The sequence below is a fragment of the Solirubrobacter ginsenosidimutans genome, from assembly GCF_027587205.1.
On record NZ_JAPDOD010000003.1, the window covers coordinates 195,946 to 214,236 of the forward strand.

Sequence of the window (18,291 nt, forward strand, 5' to 3'; positions counted from 1 at the left end):
CGTCGCGTGTCTCCTCTTACGGTTGTGACCGGCGGGAGCCGCGGCATCGGTGCCGCGATCTGCCGGCGGCTGGGCGCCGACGGCCACGACGTCGTCTTCTCCTACCGGGCCGCGGCCGCCCGCGCTCGCGAAACGGTGGAGGCGGTGCGCGCCTGCGGAGTGCGGTGCGAGGCGGTGCCGGCCGACGTTGCGGACGAGGACGGCGTCGACGCGCTGTTCGCCGCCGCCGCGTCGCTCGGCGCGGTCACCGGCCTGGTCAACAACGCCGGCATCACCGGCCCGGTCGGGCGTCTGGTCGAGGTCGACGTCTCCGAGTTCCCGCGGCTGTTCGCGGTCAACATCGGCGGCGTCCTGTTGTGCTGCCGGCGCGCCGCGCAGGTCATGGCGCCGGGCGGCGCGATCGTGAACCTCTCCTCGGGCGCCGCGACCCTGGGCGGCCCGTTCGAGTACGTCCACTACGCGGGGACGAAGGCGGCGGTCGACGCGATCACGATCGGCCTCTCCAAAGAGCTCGGCCCGGACGGCATCCGCGTCAACGCCGTCGCCCCGGGGGCGATTTGGACGGAGATCCACGCCGACCCGGATCGGCCGGCGCGGGTGGGTGCGCAGACGCCGCTGGGGCGGGCGGGTGAGGCGTCGGAGATCGCGGGCGCCGTCGCCTGGTTGCTGAGCGAGGACGCCTCCTACACGACGGGCGCGATCCTGCGGGTGGCCGGCGGACGCTAGGAGTCTGTTGAGGAATGGTCGGTCCGACCGATGTGGTGCAGCCGCCAGTGCCTCGGGCCGCCCGCGCTCGCGATGCGTGCCTCTGGCACGTGAGCAGCGTGGGTGGTTCGAGGCGCCGCGGATGTGCCGCAGCGGGCGCACCGGGATTCCTCAACCGGCTCCTAGAGCGAGCCGCGCGGGGCGAGCCAGACGCTCTCGAACACGAGGTCGGTGCGGTCGGCGAGCAGGTCGTAGTCGTGGTCGTAGTGCAGGATGCCGAGGCCGTGGTGGTCGGCGAGGGCGGCGACGAGGAGGTCGACCGGCGGGAGGCGGTGGTGACCGACGCGGGCGAGCTGGCGCTGGGCGTCGACGGCGCGGCGTTCCACGGCGTCGTCGATCGCGAAGTGGGGGATGGCGCGCAGTTCGTCGAGGAGCTCGGCGTGGTCGCGCGCGTGGCGTGCGGAGTATCCGGCCTCGAGGAGGAACGGGAGGCAGGTGGCGATCAGGCCGTCTTCGAGCGCGTCGGCGACCTCGCTCGAGCGGGTGTGGGAGAGGCCTGGCGCGGCGAGGCGGGCCCAGGCGGAGTTGTCGAGCAGGACCGGGGCGGAGAGGCCGCGCGGCGGCCCCTCAGGCACGGCGGGCGGGCCGCCGCGTGCGGGTCACGCTCGCGCCCAGCCTTGCCGGCGGACGTCGTCCGCGGCGTCGGGGTCGAGCGGGAGATCTCGTCTGCGGATGCGGTCGGCGAGGCGGGTGCGGCGGACGGCGACGCCCTCGCGTTCGGCGCGCAGGCGGGCGAGCTTCTCCTGGGCGCCGAGGATCAGCAGCTCGGAGAACTCGATCCGGTTATCGCCCAGCTCATCGCGCAGCTCGTCAAGCGCCGCGCGGACGGGCGGCGTCTCGGTGATGGCGTGGCGTGGGTGCTTGGTCGGGATGCGGCCAAGTGTAACACCGGTGTGGCACCAGCGGGAGGCAAGTCCCGCCGGTGCCACGCGGCGAGTCTCTAAGGCGCCGTGGTGGACAACGTGAAGGTCAAGGTCTTCCCGTAGATTCCTGACCGCAGGACGTCAGCGGCGTTGATTTGCTGACGGAAGCCGAGCGTCACCGGGTCGCCGTTGACGGGGCCTGCGTAGGTGAGCAGGTTCGTCGCCGTGCCGGTGGTCTCCGCCAGTGGCACGAACGCCTGGGTCGGGTTGGTCAGGTTGACCGCCCGCACGTTGAGCGGCTGCGGCAGCGAGAACGCGCCGTTGACCAGGTGGCCGGGAGCCGTGGTGCTCGCGTCGCTGACCGAGAGCACCGCGTCGCCGGCCGTCGACGTCACGCTGGCGGCAGCCGCGGCCTCGTAGGCCTTGGCGACCGTGGGAGCGAACGTGCCGAAGCTCGGCGCGGCGCTCAACACGTTCAGCGCGAGCATGCTCGGGACGTTGCCGCCGACGGTGGTCAGCGCGTCGCTGGTGCTCTTCGCCGCCAGCAGGACCCGGTCCATCGCGTCGTCGGAGTTCGACGTGAACTGCAGGCGCGCGACCGACGTGTAGTTCGTGCGCGTCGGCTTGAAGCCGACGTTGACGACGCACGTCGCACCGGGCGCGACGGGCGTGCCGATGCAGGTGTTGCTGACGACCGCGAAGTCGCCCGCGGTCGCCGTGCCGCCGTCGTCGGCGTTGGCCGCGGTGGTGATCGCGGTGATGCTCAGCGGCGCGTCGCCGTCGTTGGTCACCGTGACCGGGACGGCGTTGGACGCCGCGGGCGTGCCGGCGGCGACCGAGGCGAACGTCGGCGGGTAGGCGTAGAGCACCGGCGCCGGGTCGCTCTTGAGCTTCGCCGCGCTGTTGACGGTGTTCGTGAACGGACTGAAGTTCGTCGGGCCGCCGATCGCGACCGGGTCGCGCTCGGAGAGGTAGTACTTCACGCGGTTCTTGGCGGCGACGAACATCGGGGCGAAGTTGACCTCGCCGGAGCCCAGCTCACGCTGGTCTGCGTCCCCGCAGGTGGGGCGGATGCCGACGATGTCCTTGACGTGGAAGGAGACGATCCGCATCTGGAACTTGTTGATCACGCGGGTCACGTCGGCCTGCGCGGTGGAGGTGTCGGGCGGCGAGCCGTACGCGAGGCCACAGACCGCCCAGCCGATGTCGATCTGGGCTGAGACCCAGCGCGCGTCGGTGCGCTCCATGATGATCTCCCACGCGCTCTTGAGGACGCCGTTGTCCAGGTAGCGCGTGTTGAACTCCTGCTGGTGGTTGTGGAAGTACGCCGGCCCGAGTCCGGCCTCCACCGAGCGCTTGCCGAGCCGGTTGAGCAGCTGGGCCGTGTTCAGCACCGCCTGGTAGCTGTTGAAGGCACCGTTGCCACCCGGGAACCCGGCCTCGCCGATGTGGTCCTGGCCGAGGATCTTGGAGGCGATGATCTGGTTGTCCCAGTTGGCCTCGGTGAGGTTGCCGTGGCGACCGGGGAAGCGGATGCCGTACTTGTCGCCCAGCGCGCGCAGTGCCTGCAGCCCCGCGACGTTGACCGGCGTCGACGCGTTCGTGCCCGGGAACGGATTGCCCGGGTAGCCGTAGAGCTCGACGTGCTTGATGCCGTTCGCCTGCAGGTACGCGAACAGGCGCTCGAGGCGGGCCGGGGTCGTCGTCGGCGCCGGCGGCGCGATGCAGTGCGGCGTCGGCTCTGCCGGGGGAGCGGGACAGGTGATCTCACCCGCGCCGCTGGAGAGGTAGCCGCTGAAGTTGTAGAGCTGGATGCCGCTCTGTCCCGCGGGCGCGCCTGCGCCCAGGCTCGCCGGCCGTTGCGCCTGGGCGCCGGCGGCACATGTCAGGAACGCGGCCGTCCCCACGACTGCAGCTGCGGCGCGGACCATCGCCAGACACTTCAAAGTTTGCCCCTCCTCCATCACTGGCGCATTCGATGGGAGTACCGCTTCAGACCCGCGCCCAAGCTATTTACCTCTCATGCAAAAGTCAACGAGTTCTCATGTTTCTCCGTCATAACTCGACGCGCACGCCCCGAGTTTTCGTCTCGGGCTGCGCGGAAAGGCTCTGAGATCCCGCGTATGCCCTGCTTCATCGCGCCCCCGGACCTGCTCGCCTACGTCATCGAGCGCGGGGACCCGCCGGAGCGCGAGGCGGCCCTGCGGACGATCGCGGCCTCGGCCGCGCTGCGCGCCCAGCGCCAGCTCGTCGGCACCCTGATGCGCACGCTCGACGTCGACGCCGGCCAGCTGAACCTCGTCCCGACGGCGGCCACGGGCCAGCGGACGGTCTATGACTCAGAGCACGGCGGGCGCACATCGCTCCCGGGCAAGCTCGTCCGCTCCGAGGGCGATCCGCCGTCCAGCGACGCGGCGGTCAATGAGGCCTACGACGGCGCTGGTGCGACGTCCGCGTTCTACCGCGACGCCTACGGCCGCAACAGCATCGACGGCCAGGGCCTCGAGCTCGTCTCGTCGGTCCATTACGGGGTCCGCTACGAGAACGCGTTCTGGAACGGCGTGCAGATGGTCTACGGCGACGGCGGCGGCCAGCTGTTCAACCCGGGCGCCTTCACGCACGCGCTCGACGTCATCGCCCACGAGCTCACCCACGGCGTCACGCAGTACACGGCGGGGCTCGAATACAGCCTGCAGCCGGGCGCGCTGAACGAGAGCTTCTCCGACGTCTTCGGCGTTCTGGCCAAGCAGTACGCCGCCAGGGTCGAGGCCGACGAGGCGGAGGAGAAGTGGTTGATCGGCGCGGGTGCGCTGGTGCCGAAGTGGGGTCGCGCGCTGCGCTCGATGAAGGCGCCGGGCACCGCTTGGCAGGGCGATCAGCAGCCCGCCACGATGGACGGCTACGTGGATCTGCCCGACGACAACGATCCCAGCAACGACAATGGCGGGGTGCACATCAACTCGGGCATCCCGAACCACGCCTTCTATCTGGCCGCGACCGCGGTCGGCGGGTTCGCGTGGGAGACGGTCGGCCGGGTCTGGTACGTCACGCTCACCGACCGCCTGGATTCGACCGCGCAGTTCGCCGATGCCGCGACCGCGACCGTCGAGGTGGCGCGCGAGTTGTTCGGCGACGGCATCGAGCGGGCGGTCACGGACGCGTGGACCGAGGTGGGTGTCCTGTCGTGAACGTCTCGATCATCCGCGGCGGCGGGATGGCGGGCATCGCCACGCGGACCCAGCTCGCCTCCGAGGAGCTGCCGCCCGCGGAGAGCCGGCGGCTCGAGCAACTCGCGGCGGCCGCGGTCACACCCGCCTTGGCCGACACCGGCGTGAGCCACCCGGACGAGACGCTCTACAAGGTGGTCGTCGACGGTGTCACCACCACCCACACCGAGACGACCCTCCCGGAGCCGGTGCGCGCGCTGATCGACTTCGTCAGCGAGCGCCCGGAGCGCCGCGACGGTTTGCTCCGGGGGTAGGGACGAATGTCGACCGCGCCGGGACACCGTCCGGAGACAGAAAGGGCGTTCTCACGCGCGCCGATCACCCCGCCCACGGCAAACGTGACAGGTGGGATGGTGAGCGAGCGTCGACTTTCGTGAGCAGAGCGCGAGAAACGCGACGCTCGCGTCGCGAGCGCGAACCTGATCGAGCACACGTCTGACTCGTAAACGGGCACGGTCGACCACGGCGACCGGGCCCACGCGTGCGCGGGACACACTTTCGGTCTCCGTGGCCCGTACTAGGTCTCCAAGGGCCGGTCGGGGTCGCGGCTCCAGAGCGACCACGAGCCCGGGAACAGCCGGCCGAGGCCGAGGCCCGCGTGCTCGAGCGCCAGGAGGTTGTGGCAGGCGGTGACCCCGGAGCCGCAGTAGGAGATCACCGGCTCGTTGCCGGTGATGCCGGCCTCGCCGAACTTGGCTCGCAGCTCCTCGGCGGGGAGGAAGCGCCCGTCGGCGGTGAGGTTCTCGCGGCACGGCACGCTGTGGGCGCCGGGGATGTGGCCGAAGCGCGGGTCCAGGTCGTCCGCGCCGCCCTCGAAGCGCTCGCGCTGGCGCGCGTCGATCACCACGTTGGCGCCGGTGTCGGCGGCCTCGTCGATCGACGCCAAGCGCTCGGCGGGCCACTGGCGCGCGGTGAAGGTCGCGGGCGCGCGGGAGGGCGCGTCCGTCTCCAGCGCTCCGTCCCAGGCCTGGATCCCGCCGTCGAGCAGCGCCGCTTCGTGACCGGTGACCCGCAGCATCCACACCAGCCGCGCGGCCATCGTCCCGCCCGCGTCGTCATAGGCGACGACCACGTCGTCGTCGCCGATCCCGAGCGATGCCATGGCGGCGGCGAACGCCGCGGGCGAAGGCAGCGGGTGGCGGCCGCCGAGGTTGGGATCGAGATGGTCGGCGAGTTGCTCGTCGAGCGAGACGAACACGGCACCGGGCAGGTGACCGGCGTCGTAGGCGTCACGGCCGCGGCGCCCATCGAGGTAGGAGCGGACGTCCGCCAGGACGAACCCGGGGCGCAGGTCGGCGACGTCGATGACGGGAGCGATCACCCGGGCCAAACTACAACGTCCCGCCGCCCCGGCCGGGCCGGGGCGGCGAATCGACGTCGGGGTACGGTCCCGAAGCGCATAGCGGAAGGCCGGGTCGTCGACGTCGAGCTCGTCGTCGTAGACGATCTCGAGACGGACTTCGACGGGGCGCGGCGGCCACGGCCCGTGTTCGAACGTCTCGTTCATGCCGCGAGCGCCGCGGCCAGCTCGGGGTCGCGACGCAGCCGCTCCAGCGAGCGCGCGCGGATCGGCCCGATGCTCCCCACCGGCATCGCGAGCACCCGCCCGATCTCCTCGTAGGTCGGCGGCGGCTCGGCGATCAGCAGCCGCATCAACGTGGCGTGCCGTTCCGGGAGCTTGCCCAGCGCGGTCCGCAGCGCGGCCCGGCGCTCCTCGAGCAGGACCGGCGGCGGCACCGCCGGCGCAGGCGCCTCAGGGAGCTGCTGGTGCTCGGTGGCGAACTCGCAGCGGGCGGCTTCGAGCAGCCGCAGGCTCTCGCGCCGCGCGGTCGTCTCCAGCCACGCGCCGAGCGCCTTCGGCTCGCGGATCGCGCCGCAGTTGACGAACAGCCGCAGCCACGTGTTCTGGGCCACGTCCTCGACGTCGTGCGCGGCCAGCCGGTGCCGGCGGGCGACGGCGCGCACGCGGGCGCCGTAGCGCTCGCGGACCGCGGCCCAGGCCTGGGGCTCGCCGCGGCTGACGGCGGCGAGTGCGAGAGCGGGGGAGTGCGGGGAGGTCATACCGCCGAGCCTCCGCTCCCGCGCGCCGCGCAAACAGTCCGCCTGGGGGCCGTTCGCGCTCCCCCGAGACGTGGTCGAGGTGGCGATCCGCGCCCCTAGGGGGAGGCGGAGGGTGAGCCGCGATCCCCCTCTACAAGTCGCGCGCGGTGACGGCGCCCTCTTCGAGCGCCTTCCACGCGAGGGCAGTGCGCTTGGAATTCTGCGGCAGCGCGTCGACGCCGAAGATCTCCGACAGCCGGCGCAGGTGCGTCTTGACCGCGTCGATGCTGACCGAGAGCTCCTCGGCGATCTTCTTGTTCGTGGCCGGCGAGGCGTGCGGCGAGTCCTTCAGCGGCCGGCAGAGCGCCACGAGCACGTTGCGCTGGGCCGGGGTGAAGCGCCGCGAGGCGGGCGCGTCCAGTGGCGCGTTGACCGTCTCCGTCCGCTCGCCCGCCGACGGGTTGCGATAGAGGATCGTCACGCCGCCGCACGCGACGGTGTCGCCGTCCGCGAGCCGCCGGCGCGCCAGCAGGCGTGCGCCGTTGACGTAGGTTCCGTTGCGCGAGAGCCCGTCGTCGACGATCGTCCACTCGCCGCCCACCCGCTCCAGCAGGGCGTGCACGCGCGAGACCTTCGCGTCCCAGTCGAGCCGGATGCCGCCGTCGGGCTCACGGCCGATCGGGACCGGGCCGGCGTCGCCGGGCAGCGCGACGACCTGCTGGACGCCTGCGTCGTTGCGGAAGAGCACGAACGGCTGACCGCTGAGCTCCGCCTCGCGGCGTGCCACGAGCTCGGCCACCGAGGCGACCTGGAAGGCGGGAGACCCCACCGGCCGATCGTATTCGGCGCTCTCGCACGCGTAAAGCCCCGGATCGGTTAGCGTCGCGCCTATGGCCGATCCCGTGCTGGGAGAGCTGCAGCTGCTGGCGGACTTCCGCGCCGAGCACGAGCGCGAGCGGCGCCTGACGCCGAAGGACAAGCACCGGATCGTCGCGACCGCCAGGACACTGCTGGCGGACTACTACGTGCACCTGCCGATGAAGCGCGCGCTGCACGGCATCGACCCGCTGCAGGCGCTGCGGATCCTCGACGACCGCTGCGAGCCGCTGACCGACCGCGCGTTCCATGACGAGATGCTGGCGATCTTCGCCGACCTCCAGGACCGGCACACGATCTACTGGGTGCCCGAGCCCTACCGGGATCTGGCGGCTGCGCTGCCGTTCCGGGTCCAGTGCATCGACCGCGCCGCGGAGACGCCGCGCTACCTCGTGACCGTGCTCACCGAGGCGTGGGTGGAGGACGAGCAGCACACCGGGGTGCCGTTCGTGCCCGGGGTCGAGATCACCGGCTGGAACGGGATGGCGGCGGACCGGGCGGTGCGCCTGAACGCGCGCTGGCAGGCCGGCACCCACGAGGACGCGCGGCTCGCCCGCGGCGTCGCCCGGCTGACCGACCGTGCGCTGACGTTCTCGCCGCTGCCCGACGAGGACTGGGTGATCGTCGACTACCGCGACGCGGACGGCGGTCCCGGCTCGATCCGCCTGCGCTGGCGGGTCTACCGGCCGCCCGAGGCGCCGGGGAGCACGGACCGCCGCGACACCCGCGGGCGCGCGCCGGTGACGCTCGGCGTGGACCGCCACGGCGAGGCCGTCCGGCGCGCGCAGAAGACCCGCTTCTATCCCGAGGCGATGGCGCGCGAGCGCGGTGCGCGAACCGACCTGCGCGTACCGGTCGAGTCGAGCTTCCCGGACAACCTCGACTTCCGCTTGATCAACCGCGGCGACCGCCGCTACGGCCACCTGCGGCTGTACTCCTTCGAGGTCGAAGCCGAGACCGAGTTCGTCTACGAGGTCCGCCGGCTGCTGACGCGGGCGCGGCCGGACGCGGGGCTGATCATCGACGTGCGCGGCAACCCGGGCGGGCGGATCGCGGCCGCCGAGCGGCTGCTGCAGCTCTTCACCCCGAGCCGGGTCCACCCCGCCGGGGTCCAGTTCCTGACGACCGCGGGGACGCAGAAGCTCGCGCGGAGGCCGGAGTTCTCCGAGTGGAAGCCGTCGCTGGAGCGTTCCTCGCGTACCGGCGAGGACCTGTCGGACGCGCTCCCGCTCGAGCCCGGTCACGACCGGGCGTGCAACGCGATCGGCCAGGTCTACCACGGGCCGGTCGTGCTGGTCATGGACGCGCTCTCCTACAGCGCGACGGATGGCTTCGCCGCCGGGTTCCAGGATCACGGCCTCGGTCCGGTGATCGGCGTCGACCGCTCGACCGGCGGTGGTGGCGGCAACGCCTGGAACCTCTCGGCGATCGAGCACCTGGCGGGCCACGCGTTCGCGCTGCCGCTGGACGTGACGTTCGACATCGCGCTGCGGCGCAACGTGCGCGTCGGGGCGCGCAGCGGCACGCCGATCGAGGAGCTCGGCGTCACCCGCGACCTCGAGTACCAGCTGACGCGCGACGACGTGCTCGGCGACAACCACGATCTCGTCGCCTTCGCGATCGACACGCTCGCCCAACGGCCGTCCTATCGGCTCGACGTCACGCTGACCTTTGAGGACGGCACCGTCGCGCTCGATCTCGACTCCGCCGGGCTGGACAGCCTCGACGTCTACCTCGACGGCCGGCCGGCGCTGATCCGCGCGCCGCTCACCGACGGCCCCAACCCGCTCGACCTGCCCGCCGACCCCGGCGCCAGCCACCTGCTCGAGCTCTATGGCTACGCGGGGATCGACCTCGTCGCGGCCCGGCGCGAGCGGTTCGGAACCGGCCGGGCCACCGCGGTCGGCGTGCGGATCACGCCCGTGAGCACCATGACCCCCACGACGAAGAGGTGAGTGAGGACGTGCCGAAGGACAAGCAGCCCTGGGACGGATACGAGAGCCAGTCGGCGGACGAGATCATCGACCGGCTGGTCGACCTGCGCAACGAGGCGCGCACGCTGCTGGACAAGATCGACGAGGTCAAGACCTACGAGGACGAGCACACCCAGCGCGACGAGATCATGGGCCGCGCCGACGACCTCAAGGAGTCGATCGACAAGTGGACCAGCAAGTGGACGAGCAAGTGGGCGGCGAAGAACTAGGGGAGCCGCGCTTCGAGGCCGAGTCGCGCGCTGAGCTCCAGCGCCTCGTGGCGTAGCGCCTCCGATGGCCCGGAGTGCGGGAGCGCGCGGGCGTGGTCGAGGATCGTGTGCGCGACGAGCGGCTCGGCGCCCCAGGCGCGGTGCAGCGCGAGCGCGCGCTCGAACCACGCCGTCGCCTGCTCGGGCTCGCCGCACACCGCGGCGAGCTTGCCGAGCGAGCGCGCCGCGGCGCCCCACGCCGCCCACCCGCGCTCCGTGATCACGTTGACCTCCGCGTAGGGCTCAAGCAAGGCGTAGAGCCGTGTCGCGTGGCGGGCGTCGCCGACCGCCGCGGCGGCCTCGGCGAGCAGGAAGAGGCGGCTCAGCCAGTCCTCGTCGGGCTGCAGGCCACGCGGGCCGGGGCCCATCGCGGCGTCGAGGGCGCGGCGGGCGGCGTCGGCGCGGCCCAGGTCGGCCTCCAGCGAGGCGGCCATGGCGAGCCAGACGGGCAGCGTGGCGAAGCGCTCGGCGTAGTCGCGAAGCTGTGCGGCGGGGGCGTCCTGCGGCCGTCCGCGCATCCGCGCGAGCGCGAGCCGCTGCACCGCGTACTCCTGGCCCGAGTCCGATTCGAGCCGGCTGATCAGCGCGAACGCGCGGTCCGCCAGCCGCTCCGCCTCGTCCAGCGACCCGCTGAACGTGTCCAGCGTCCCCTTGATCACGAGGTCGAACCAGGTGTAGAACGGGCGGCCAAGTCGCTCCGCCAGCAGCTCGAACTCGGCCAGCTCGGCGTGGGCATCGACCATCCGGCCGACCGCGAACGCGTCCAGCAGGCGGACGACTCGGGTCCACAGCGCCGCGACGCTCGGGCGCCCGGAGCCGGCGAGCAGGAGCGATTCCTCCGCGCGCCGCCGCCGCGTCTCGCGCCGCTCGGCGCCCCAGTGCACGAACAGGCTGCGCGTGACCAGCACCGCGAGCACGTCACGGTCGTCCAGGCGCCGGGCCATCGCGATCCCGTCGTCGATCAGCTGCTCGCGCTCCGGCTGCCGGCCGGCTGGCAGGCGCGAGGCCAGATGGCCGAGCACGGTCGCCCGCAGCGCGCTGTCGCCGGCCGGGAGGCGCTCGAGCGTCTCCTCGAGCAGGCTCGAGACCGTCTCGGGCGAACCGCCGTACTCCTGCCATTCCGAGTGGCCGACGGCGGCTTCGGCGAAGGCGTCGGGATCGTCGAGCCGGCGCGCCTCGGCGGCGGCCCAGATGTAGATCCGGCGGCCGGCGGCCGCGTCGCCCTGCGACGTGACGGCGTCGGCGAGCGCGAGCAGCAGGTCGAACCGCTCGCGCGCGTGGGCGCTCTCCCGCAGCCCGAGTGCGGTCAGCGCGCGTTCGTAGTGGCGGGCCGCCTGCGGGTAGGCGTGCAAGCGGGTGGCGGCCTCCGCCGCCAGCCGGGAGTAGTGAACGGCGCGTTCGGCCTCCTCGTCGCCGAGCTCGGCGGCGGCGACGAAGTGCAGCGCGAGCGCCTCGACGTCGTCGATCCGGCCTTCGCGCGGGTGGCGCTCCAGCGCGCGGCCCACCGCCGCGTGCAGCAGCGCCTGGCGCGACTCGGGCAGGTCGGCGGCGACCGCGTCGCGGATGATCGCGTGGGCGAAGCGCCAGGTCCGCGGGCGGCCGGAGGCGGGGGTGACGAGGTGGGTCGCGCGGGCGGTCTCGAGCGCGTCGTAGATGGCCATGCGCGAGGCCTCGGCGGTCGCGGCGAGCACGTCCAGCTCGAACTCGGCGCCCTGTACCGCGGCGGCCTCGAGCGTGCGGCGCACGTCGGGGGAGAGGCGATCGAGGCGGCGCCCGACGACCTGGCGCACGCGCGTCGGCAGCGACGCACCGATGTCGGCGTCGTCGAGGCGGCCCTCCGAGCGCAGCATCCGGACGATCTCGGCGACGAAGAACGGGTTGCCGCCGGTGTGGCGGGCGAGCGCCCCGGCGAGCGGCGGCGAGCGGACGCCGGCGGTGCGCTCGATGAACTCGCCGATCTCCGGCTCGCCCAGGCCGCGCAGCTCGAGGCCGACGTGATGGACGTCGGCGACGACGTCGGCCACCTCGCGCAGCGGGTCGCCGGGGCCGATCGCGCCGTCGCGGTAGGTGACCACCAGCAGGATGCGCGCCGACGAGATCCGCCGGGCGAGATGACAGAGCAGGCGAACCGAGAGCGGATCCGCCCATTGGAAGTCCTCGTGGACGAGCGCCAGCGCGCGGCGGGCAGAGGCGGCCTCGAACACCGAAAGGATCGCTTCGAACGTACGGAAGCGCGCTTCTTCGGGATCGGCGGGTTGCTCAGCCGCCTCCTGGCCGTCGATCAGCGCGGCGACTTCGGGCGGGAGCGGAGGCGTGCGGCGCACGATCGTGGGCAGCGAGCGCAGCAGTTGCCGCCACGGCCAGTAGGCGGGTGCGCCGGTCTCCTCTGGGCAGGCGAAGGACAGCACGGCGGCGCCGGCCGCCTCGGCCTCCGCCGCCAGCTCACGCGCGATCCGCGTCTTGCCGATGCCCGGCTCGCCCGTGATCGCGACCATCCGCCCGCGGCCGGCGAGGGCGCCGGCGAGCGCGTCGCGCCCGCGCGCCAGCTCCTCGGCGCGGCCCACGAACCCGGCGGTCGTGTGGGCGGGTGCGGGCGGCAGCTCCATCGTGCCGAGAAGCGCCTTGCGCACCGCTTCGGCCGACTCCGGGCGATCGGCGGCGCGCTTGCTCAGCAGCCCCAGGATCAGCCGCTCGAGCACGGCCGGCACGCGTACGTTCAGGCGCGAGGGGGGCGGCGGCGCGTCGTGGCGGTGGCGCTCGACGATCTCGGCGGCGCTCGAGCCCGTGAACGGCCGCTCGCCGCAGACCAGCTCGTACAGCGTCACGCCGAGCGAGTACAGGTCGCTGCGGGCGTCGACGGCGGCGCCGAGCGCCTGCTCGGGTGAGACGTAGAGCGCGGTGCCGACGAGCATCCCCTCGGTCGTGTCGCCCGGGTGCTCGAGGCTGCGGGCGATACCGAAGTCGCCCAGGGCCGCCCGGCGCTCGCCGGTGAGCCACACGTTGCTCGGCTTGACGTCGCGATGGACGATCCCGGCGGCGTGAGCGTGCGCGAGGCCGGACGCGACCTCGGCGGCGATCCGCACCGCCTCGGCGATCTCGAGCCGGCCGTCGGGCGCGGCCGCGAGGTGCTCGTCGAGCGAGCCGCCCTCGAAGTAGGGCGTGACGATGAACGGCGTGCCGTCGGCCTCGCCGATGTCGTGGATCGTCACGACGTTCGGATGCACGCCGAGCTGCGCCATCAGGCGGGCCTCGTCCAGGAAGCGCCCGCTCGCGAGATCGGTGCCCGGGACCAGCGCCAGCGCCACCTGGCGCGGCAGCACCTGGTCCTCAGCGAGATACACGATCTTGCTCGACCCTTGGCCGAGCCGTCGCAGGAGCCGGTAGCGACCGGCGACCAGCTCGGTCGCCGGAGCGCGGTCGTCCTGGGTTTCGGAGCCGGGGTGATCCGCCACCTGCGGCGCATCATGACGGCTCGCAGGGCGCGCAGCCTAACCCCTCCCCAGCACCTCGTCCACCTCGCCTCTGGTGGAATGCCTCAACTGCCGGTTCGCCCGGCGCCGGGCATTGTCCGCTGGATGACAATCCCCGGTGGGTGTGTCTGGTTCGACGACGCGTCGTTCGTCGCCCTCGACAGAACCCAGCAACCAGGAGGTCGATCATGCGCAGGATCGTTGTCACCGAATTCATCTCCCTCGACGGCGTCATCGAGGACCCGGGCGGATCCGAGGGCACCAAGCACGGCGGCTGGAGCTTCAAGTTCCAGGACCCCGAGGGCTTCAAGTTCAAGCTCCAGGAGCTCAAGGACCACGACGCGCAGCTGCTCGGCCGCACGACGTACGAGGGCTTCGCCGAGGCGTGGCCGGGCCGGGACGACGAGATGGGCTTCGCGGAGAAGATGAACGCGATGCCCAAGTACGTCGTCTCGTCGACGCTGAAGGACCCGACGTGGAACAACACGACGGTGATCTCGTTCGACGACGTCGCCGGCCTGCGCGAGCAGGAGACGGGCGGCGACATCCTCGTCCACGGCAGCCCCTCGCTCGTCCGGGGCCTGCTGGCGCGCGGGCTGATCGACGAGCTGCGGCTGATGCTGTTCCCCGTCGTGCTCGGCTCCGGCAAGCGGCTGTTCGGCGAGCAGGACGACATGGCGGCGCTCAAGCTCGCGGACTCGAAGGTCCTCGACACGGGCACGCTGATCCTCACCTACCTGCCGCTGCGCTAAGCGACCTTCAGCTGCGCGGGACGCGGGCCCCAGCGGGCGGGCTGGCCGGTCGACTCCAGCACCGAGAGCCAGAGGTCCCCGTGTGGATCGACCGTGTTGCGCGAGCTGATCGCCAGGCTGATCGGGATGTGGACGAAGCGCCCGTGCCAGCGCCCGACCACGACCTCCGTCCGGCCGGCCATCGCCGCGTGCACCGCGGCGTGGGCCAGCCGGACGCAGTAGACGCTGTCGTACGGGTTCGCGGGAACGCTGCGGATCACGTAGCTCGGATCGAGGAGCTTGAGATTGAGCTCGGTGCCGTGCGCGGCGAAGTCGTCGGTGATCCGCTGGTGCAGGTGGCGCTGGATGTCCCCGAAGCGGGCGTTGCCGGACGCGTCGGTGGCGCCCGCTTCGACCACCATGTGCTCCTGGCCGGCGCCCTCGGCGACGACGATCACCGCGTGGCCGTGGGTGGCGACCTTGCGTCGTAGGTGGACGAGGAAGCCGTCCTCGCCGTCGAGCGTGAACGGCACCTCCGGGATCAGCACGTAGTCGGCGTCGTTCTTGGCGAGCGCGGCGTAGCAGGCGATGAAGCCCGAGTGGCGCCCCATCAACTTGACGAGGCCGACGCCGCCTGGCGCCGAACGGGCCTCGATGTGGGCGGCGCGGATCGACTCCGTCGCGCGCGAGAACGCGGTGCGGAAGCCGAAGCTGTGATCGATGTACGGAATGTCGTTGTCGATCGTCTTCGGCACTCCGACGATCGCGATCCGCAGGCGCCGGCGGGCGATCACGTCGGCGATCCGCTGCGCGCCGTGCAGCGAGCCGTCGCCGCCGATCACGAACAGGATGTTCACGCCGAGCTGCTCGAGGCAGTCGACGATCTCGTCCGGGTCCTGCTGGCCGCGTGAGCTGCCGAGGATGGTCCCGCCGTCCTCGTTGATGTCGTCGACGACGGCCTCGTCGAGGTCCATCACGGGATAGCCGTAGCGGGCGATGAAGCCCTGGTAGCCGTTGCGGAACCCGACGATCCGGCGCACGCCGTAGTGGCGCGTGAGCTCCATCACGAGGCCGCGGATGACGTTGTTCAGCCCCGGGCAGAGCCCGCCGCACGTGACGATCCCGACGCGGGTCTTGGATGGATCGAAGAAGATCTTGCGCCGCGGGCCACCGGCCTCGAAGCCGGGCAGGTCCGCGATCCCGCCGCCGCGCGCGGCGACCATCGCCGCCGTGTCGTCGATCAGCACGCGGTCGCTCGCGTCCACCCAGTGGTGGGAGCTGCGCCGGAAATACAGCAGCTCGGTCAGGGGCGAGTCGTGCCGGCAGTCGCCGAGGCCTGTGACGGTCGTGTCGATGCGCTGCATGTTGCGGGTCCCGTCGCCCGCTGTGATTGGCCCGGCCGTCCAACCCGCTCGTTAGGGTTGGGCGCCATGTGGTGGCTCCTGGCCGTCCTGCTGGTGGCGGTCACGGCGACCGGTGGCGACTCCCGCACGCTGCGCGACGACCCGCCGCCGGCGGCGAACGCCCCGCTGGCGCGCGAGCCCGCCGCTCTGGCCGAGGCCTTTACGACGACCACCCGCCGGTTGCGCGCGTCCGGCTGGGACGGCAGCGGCGCGGTGCCGGACGACGTCACGCTCCTCGCCCTCCACCACCAGCGCATCCTGCGGCTGCTGGCGCAGCGGCGGGCACTCGGCGACGCGACGCTGGCGAAGCTGCCTGACGACGTGCGCGGGGAGGCCCGCGACACCGTGGCCGCGCGGCGCGCGCTGGACGCGATCCCGCGTGGGAAGCCACCGCGGGTGCGCGTCGCCGCGGCCGCGCCGGCGTCCGAGCTGCGCGCGGCGTATGACGCGGCGCAGCGGCGCTTCGGCGTCGACTGGTCGGTGCTGGCGGCGGTGAACTTCGTCGAGTCGGCGTTCGGGCGGGTGCGCAGCGCGAGCGAGGCGGGTGCGCGCGGCCCGATGCAGTTCCTGCCGGCGACGTGGCGCGAGTACGGATTGGGCGGCGACATCGACGACCCGCGCGACGCGATCCTCGCTGCGGCGAATTACTTGCATCGCGCGGGCGCGTCGGAGAGTCTCGACCGTGCGTTGTACGCCTACAACCACTCGAGCCGGTACGTGCGCGCGGTGCGCCGGCTCGCCGCGCGCATGCGAGCCGACCAGCGCGCCTTCCTGACGTATTACGCGTGGCAGGTCTTCGTGCGCACGCCGGGCGGCGGGGCGCGCCGGATCACGGGGCCTGGGCGATGATGCGGCTCGTGCCGTGGGGCATCGCGCTCGCGCTGCCGCTCGCGCTGGTGATCCTGCTGCGCGCCGCGCCGACGATCGACGAGCGCTGGGAGGTCGATCCCGTCCACTTCTGGATCGTGCTGGCCGCGGGCGTCGTCAACGGCGCGCTGGCGATCGCCATCAGCGAGGCGGGGCGACGGCGGCGGGACGCGCGGCTTCTCCTGATCGGGCTCGCGTTCCTGGTCAGCGCGGGGTTCCTCGGCCTGCACGCGCTGGCGACGCCGAACGTCGTGGTCGACGGCGGCAGCGCGGGCTTCGTGCTCGCGACGCCGATCGGGCTGGTCCTGGCGGGCGCCTTCGCGGCGGCGTCGGCGGTCGAGTACGGGCTCGACGCTTCGCTGCGGATCGTCGCCGCCGCGCGCTGGCTGCTCGCGGGCGTGCTGGCGATCATGGCGCTCTGGGCGATCGTCTCGGTGGCCGGCCTCCCGCCGCTGCACCAGCCGGTCACGCCCGCGCAGGTCGACGCGCCGCTGAGCGCCGTCGCGGCGCTGGGCGTCGTCCTCTACGGCTACTCGTCCTGGTCGTACTTCCGCGTGTGGTGGCGGCGCCGCACCGGCCTCGCCTTCGCCGTGGCGTTCGCCTTCGCGCTGCTCGCCGAAGCGCTGATCGTGGCGGTCGTGTCGCTGCCGACGAGCTGGCGGCTGAGCTGGTGGGAGTGGCACGCCCTGATGGCGATCAGCTTCTTCGCCATCGCCGCTGCGGCCAACAGCGAGTGGTACGAGGAGCGCTTCAGCGGGCTCTACCTGGACGAGACGCTGGCGGGAAAGCGCGAGGTGAGCGTGCTGTTCGCCGATCTCAGCGGCTTCACGCCGTTCTCCGAGGCGCGCGGGCCCGAGCAGGTGCACGCGATGCTCGTCACCTACTTCGGCGAGCTCGCGCCGATGATCGACCGCGAGTTCAACGGCGAGGTGCAGGACTTCGTCGGCGACCAGATCTTCGCGATCTTCAACAAGCGCGGCGACCAGCCCGATCACGCCCAGCGGGCCGCGCGCGCCGCGCTCGAGCTGCAGCGGCGGGTGGCGACCATCCGCGCCGACCATCCGGAATGGCCGCGCTTCCGCGCCGCCGTCAACACCGGCCCGGTGCTGGCGGGCGTGGTGGGGGACCGCGGTCACCGCATCCACGGCGTCTTTGGAGATACCGTGAACCTCGGCGCCCGGCTCGAGGGCCAGGCGCCGCCCGGCGGTGTGGTGATCGGGAGCGAAACCCTCGCGGGTCTCGCCTCCGGCGCCAATGTCACCGCCCTGCCCGAGATGCACGTCAAGGGCAAGGTGCAGCCCGTTCAGGCCTACGTCCTGAACGGGCTGGGGCCTCTCTAGCTGGCGCTCGCCTCTCTAGCTGGCGCTCGGCAGCGTCGCGACGCCGGTGTGGCAGTCGAGCGAGCTGTTGTCGCTGAAGACGATCGTGCCGCCGAAGTTGCCGCAGGCGGCCTTCTGCTCCTTCTTGGTGAGCTGGTAGGTGATCGTGGCGGCGTTGGCGGCACCGGCGGAGACGCCGATCGAGCCGGCGGCGAGCAGCGCGACGATGAACCCACGGCGAGCGTTGGAACGGAACATGTGGACTCCTTGGGAGTGAGGGGGGACTTGCCCGCCGCGCTGTTTGCGGCGGGCTCGACGGTCCTATTCGCCGCTATTCCCTCGACAGATCAATGAAGCGAGGGGGATCTTTTTCCACCCCGAGGTGGATGTCATCGACCGCCCTCCTGCAGCAAGATCACACGTACGATGACCCGCCAGTTCACATTCCCCCAGGTGACCGAGGTCCCGCGCGGACCCGCACCGAAGCG

At 72.4% G+C, this 18,291-nt stretch carries 17 protein-coding genes; 8 read left to right on the forward strand and 9 right to left on the reverse strand.

Annotated features, from left to right (window positions below):
• Positions 1-6 precede the first annotated feature (6 nt).
• On the forward strand, positions 7-726 hold the full coding sequence (locus OM076_RS05755; protein ID WP_270038532.1) for an SDR family oxidoreductase: 720 nt from the start codon (positions 7-9) through the stop codon (positions 724-726).
• Positions 727-887: 161 nt separating this feature from the next.
• Here OM076_RS05755 and OM076_RS05760 read toward each other — a convergent pair whose 3' ends face one another.
• From OM076_RS05760 to OM076_RS05770, 3 genes are read right to left on the reverse strand one after another with little or no spacing between them, the layout of a single operon-like run.
• Positions 888-1,340 carry a PIN domain-containing protein gene (locus OM076_RS05760; RefSeq protein WP_270038533.1) on the reverse strand — a complete coding sequence of 151 codons (453 nt, stop codon included), beginning with the start codon at positions 1,338-1,340 and terminating at the stop codon, positions 888-890.
• 24 nt (positions 1,341-1,364) lie between these two features.
• Positions 1,365-1,694, reverse strand: a complete 330-nt coding sequence (locus OM076_RS05765; RefSeq protein ID WP_270038534.1) for a hypothetical protein — start codon at positions 1,692-1,694, stop codon at positions 1,365-1,367.
• 11 nt (positions 1,695-1,705) lie between these two features.
• Entirely contained in the window at positions 1,706-3,559 is a 1,854-nt protein-coding gene (locus tag OM076_RS05770) for a hypothetical protein (protein ID WP_270038535.1), read from the reverse strand.
• A gap of 192 nt (positions 3,560-3,751) precedes the next feature.
• On the opposite strand from OM076_RS05770, the gene OM076_RS05775 reads away from it, so the two are divergent.
• Together OM076_RS05775 and OM076_RS05780 are read left to right on the forward strand one after the other, a co-directional pair.
• The gene (locus tag OM076_RS05775) at positions 3,752-4,816 is read left to right on the forward strand and encodes a M4 family metallopeptidase (RefSeq protein WP_270038536.1); all 1,065 of its coding nucleotides are present in this window, start codon (positions 3,752-3,754) and stop codon (positions 4,814-4,816) included.
• Positions 4,813-5,109: a protealysin inhibitor emfourin gene (locus OM076_RS05780; protein WP_270038537.1), complete on the forward strand. Its 297-nt coding sequence runs from the start codon at positions 4,813-4,815 to the stop codon at positions 5,107-5,109. Before OM076_RS05775 ends, OM076_RS05780 begins: the two co-directional genes overlap by 4 nt.
• Before the next feature lie 263 nt (positions 5,110-5,372).
• On the opposite strand, the gene OM076_RS05785 is transcribed toward OM076_RS05780, so the two are convergent.
• From OM076_RS05785 to OM076_RS05795, 3 genes are all read right to left on the reverse strand, one after another.
• Complete coding sequence (locus tag OM076_RS05785) at positions 5,373-6,362, reverse strand: sulfurtransferase (protein ID WP_270038538.1); 990 nt, start codon at positions 6,360-6,362, stop codon at positions 5,373-5,375.
• Positions 6,359-6,916 carry an RNA polymerase sigma factor gene (locus OM076_RS05790; protein ID WP_270038539.1) on the reverse strand — a complete coding sequence of 186 codons (558 nt, stop codon included), beginning with the start codon at positions 6,914-6,916 and terminating at the stop codon, positions 6,359-6,361. Before OM076_RS05790 ends, OM076_RS05785 begins: the two co-directional genes overlap by 4 nt.
• Positions 6,917-7,046: 130 nt before the next feature.
• Positions 7,047-7,724, reverse strand: coding sequence for an FHA domain-containing protein (locus OM076_RS05795; protein WP_270038540.1), 678 nt, complete (start codon positions 7,722-7,724; stop codon positions 7,047-7,049).
• Between the two features lie 61 nt (positions 7,725-7,785).
• Between OM076_RS05795 and OM076_RS05800 the strand changes: the two genes are divergently transcribed.
• Positions 7,786-9,726 carry a S41 family peptidase gene (locus tag OM076_RS05800; protein ID WP_270038541.1) on the forward strand — a complete coding sequence of 647 codons (1,941 nt, stop codon included), beginning with the start codon at positions 7,786-7,788 and terminating at the stop codon, positions 9,724-9,726.
• On the forward strand, positions 9,723-9,974 hold the full coding sequence (locus OM076_RS05805) for a hypothetical protein (protein ID WP_270038542.1): 252 nt from the start codon (positions 9,723-9,725) through the stop codon (positions 9,972-9,974). The genes OM076_RS05800 and OM076_RS05805 overlap by 4 nt, the downstream gene beginning before the upstream one ends.
• Here OM076_RS05805 and OM076_RS05810 read toward each other — a convergent pair.
• Positions 9,971-13,465 carry a serine/threonine-protein kinase gene (locus tag OM076_RS05810; protein WP_270038543.1) on the reverse strand — a complete coding sequence of 1,165 codons (3,495 nt, stop codon included), beginning with the start codon at positions 13,463-13,465 and terminating at the stop codon, positions 9,971-9,973. The two genes, OM076_RS05805 and OM076_RS05810, sit on opposite strands and share 4 nt — an antisense overlap.
• Positions 13,466-13,671: 206 nt before the next feature.
• Between OM076_RS05810 and OM076_RS05815 the strand changes: the two genes are divergently transcribed.
• A complete protein-coding gene (locus tag OM076_RS05815; protein WP_270038544.1) occupies positions 13,672-14,235 on the forward strand; it encodes a dihydrofolate reductase family protein in 564 nt (187 codons plus the stop codon).
• On the opposite strand, the gene OM076_RS05820 is transcribed toward OM076_RS05815, so the two are convergent.
• Positions 14,232-15,578 carry an ATP-dependent 6-phosphofructokinase gene (locus OM076_RS05820; protein WP_270038545.1) on the reverse strand — a complete coding sequence of 449 codons (1,347 nt, stop codon included), beginning with the start codon at positions 15,576-15,578 and terminating at the stop codon, positions 14,232-14,234. The genes OM076_RS05815 and OM076_RS05820 overlap by 4 nt on opposite strands.
• Positions 15,579-15,644: 66 nt before the next feature.
• Between OM076_RS05820 and OM076_RS05825 the strand changes: the two genes are divergently transcribed.
• Entirely contained in the window at positions 15,645-16,466 is an 822-nt protein-coding gene (locus OM076_RS05825; RefSeq protein WP_270038546.1) for a lytic transglycosylase domain-containing protein, read from the forward strand.
• Between the two features lie 8 nt (positions 16,467-16,474).
• Positions 16,475-17,824, forward strand: coding sequence for an adenylate/guanylate cyclase domain-containing protein (locus OM076_RS45875; RefSeq protein ID WP_270038547.1), 1,350 nt, complete (start codon positions 16,475-16,477; stop codon positions 17,822-17,824).
• A 15-nt stretch (positions 17,825-17,839) separates the two neighbouring features.
• Here OM076_RS45875 and OM076_RS05835 read toward each other — a convergent pair whose 3' ends face one another.
• Positions 17,840-18,061: a hypothetical protein gene (locus tag OM076_RS05835; RefSeq protein WP_270038548.1), complete on the reverse strand. Its 222-nt coding sequence runs from the start codon at positions 18,059-18,061 to the stop codon at positions 17,840-17,842.
• Positions 18,062-18,291 lie beyond the last annotated feature (230 nt).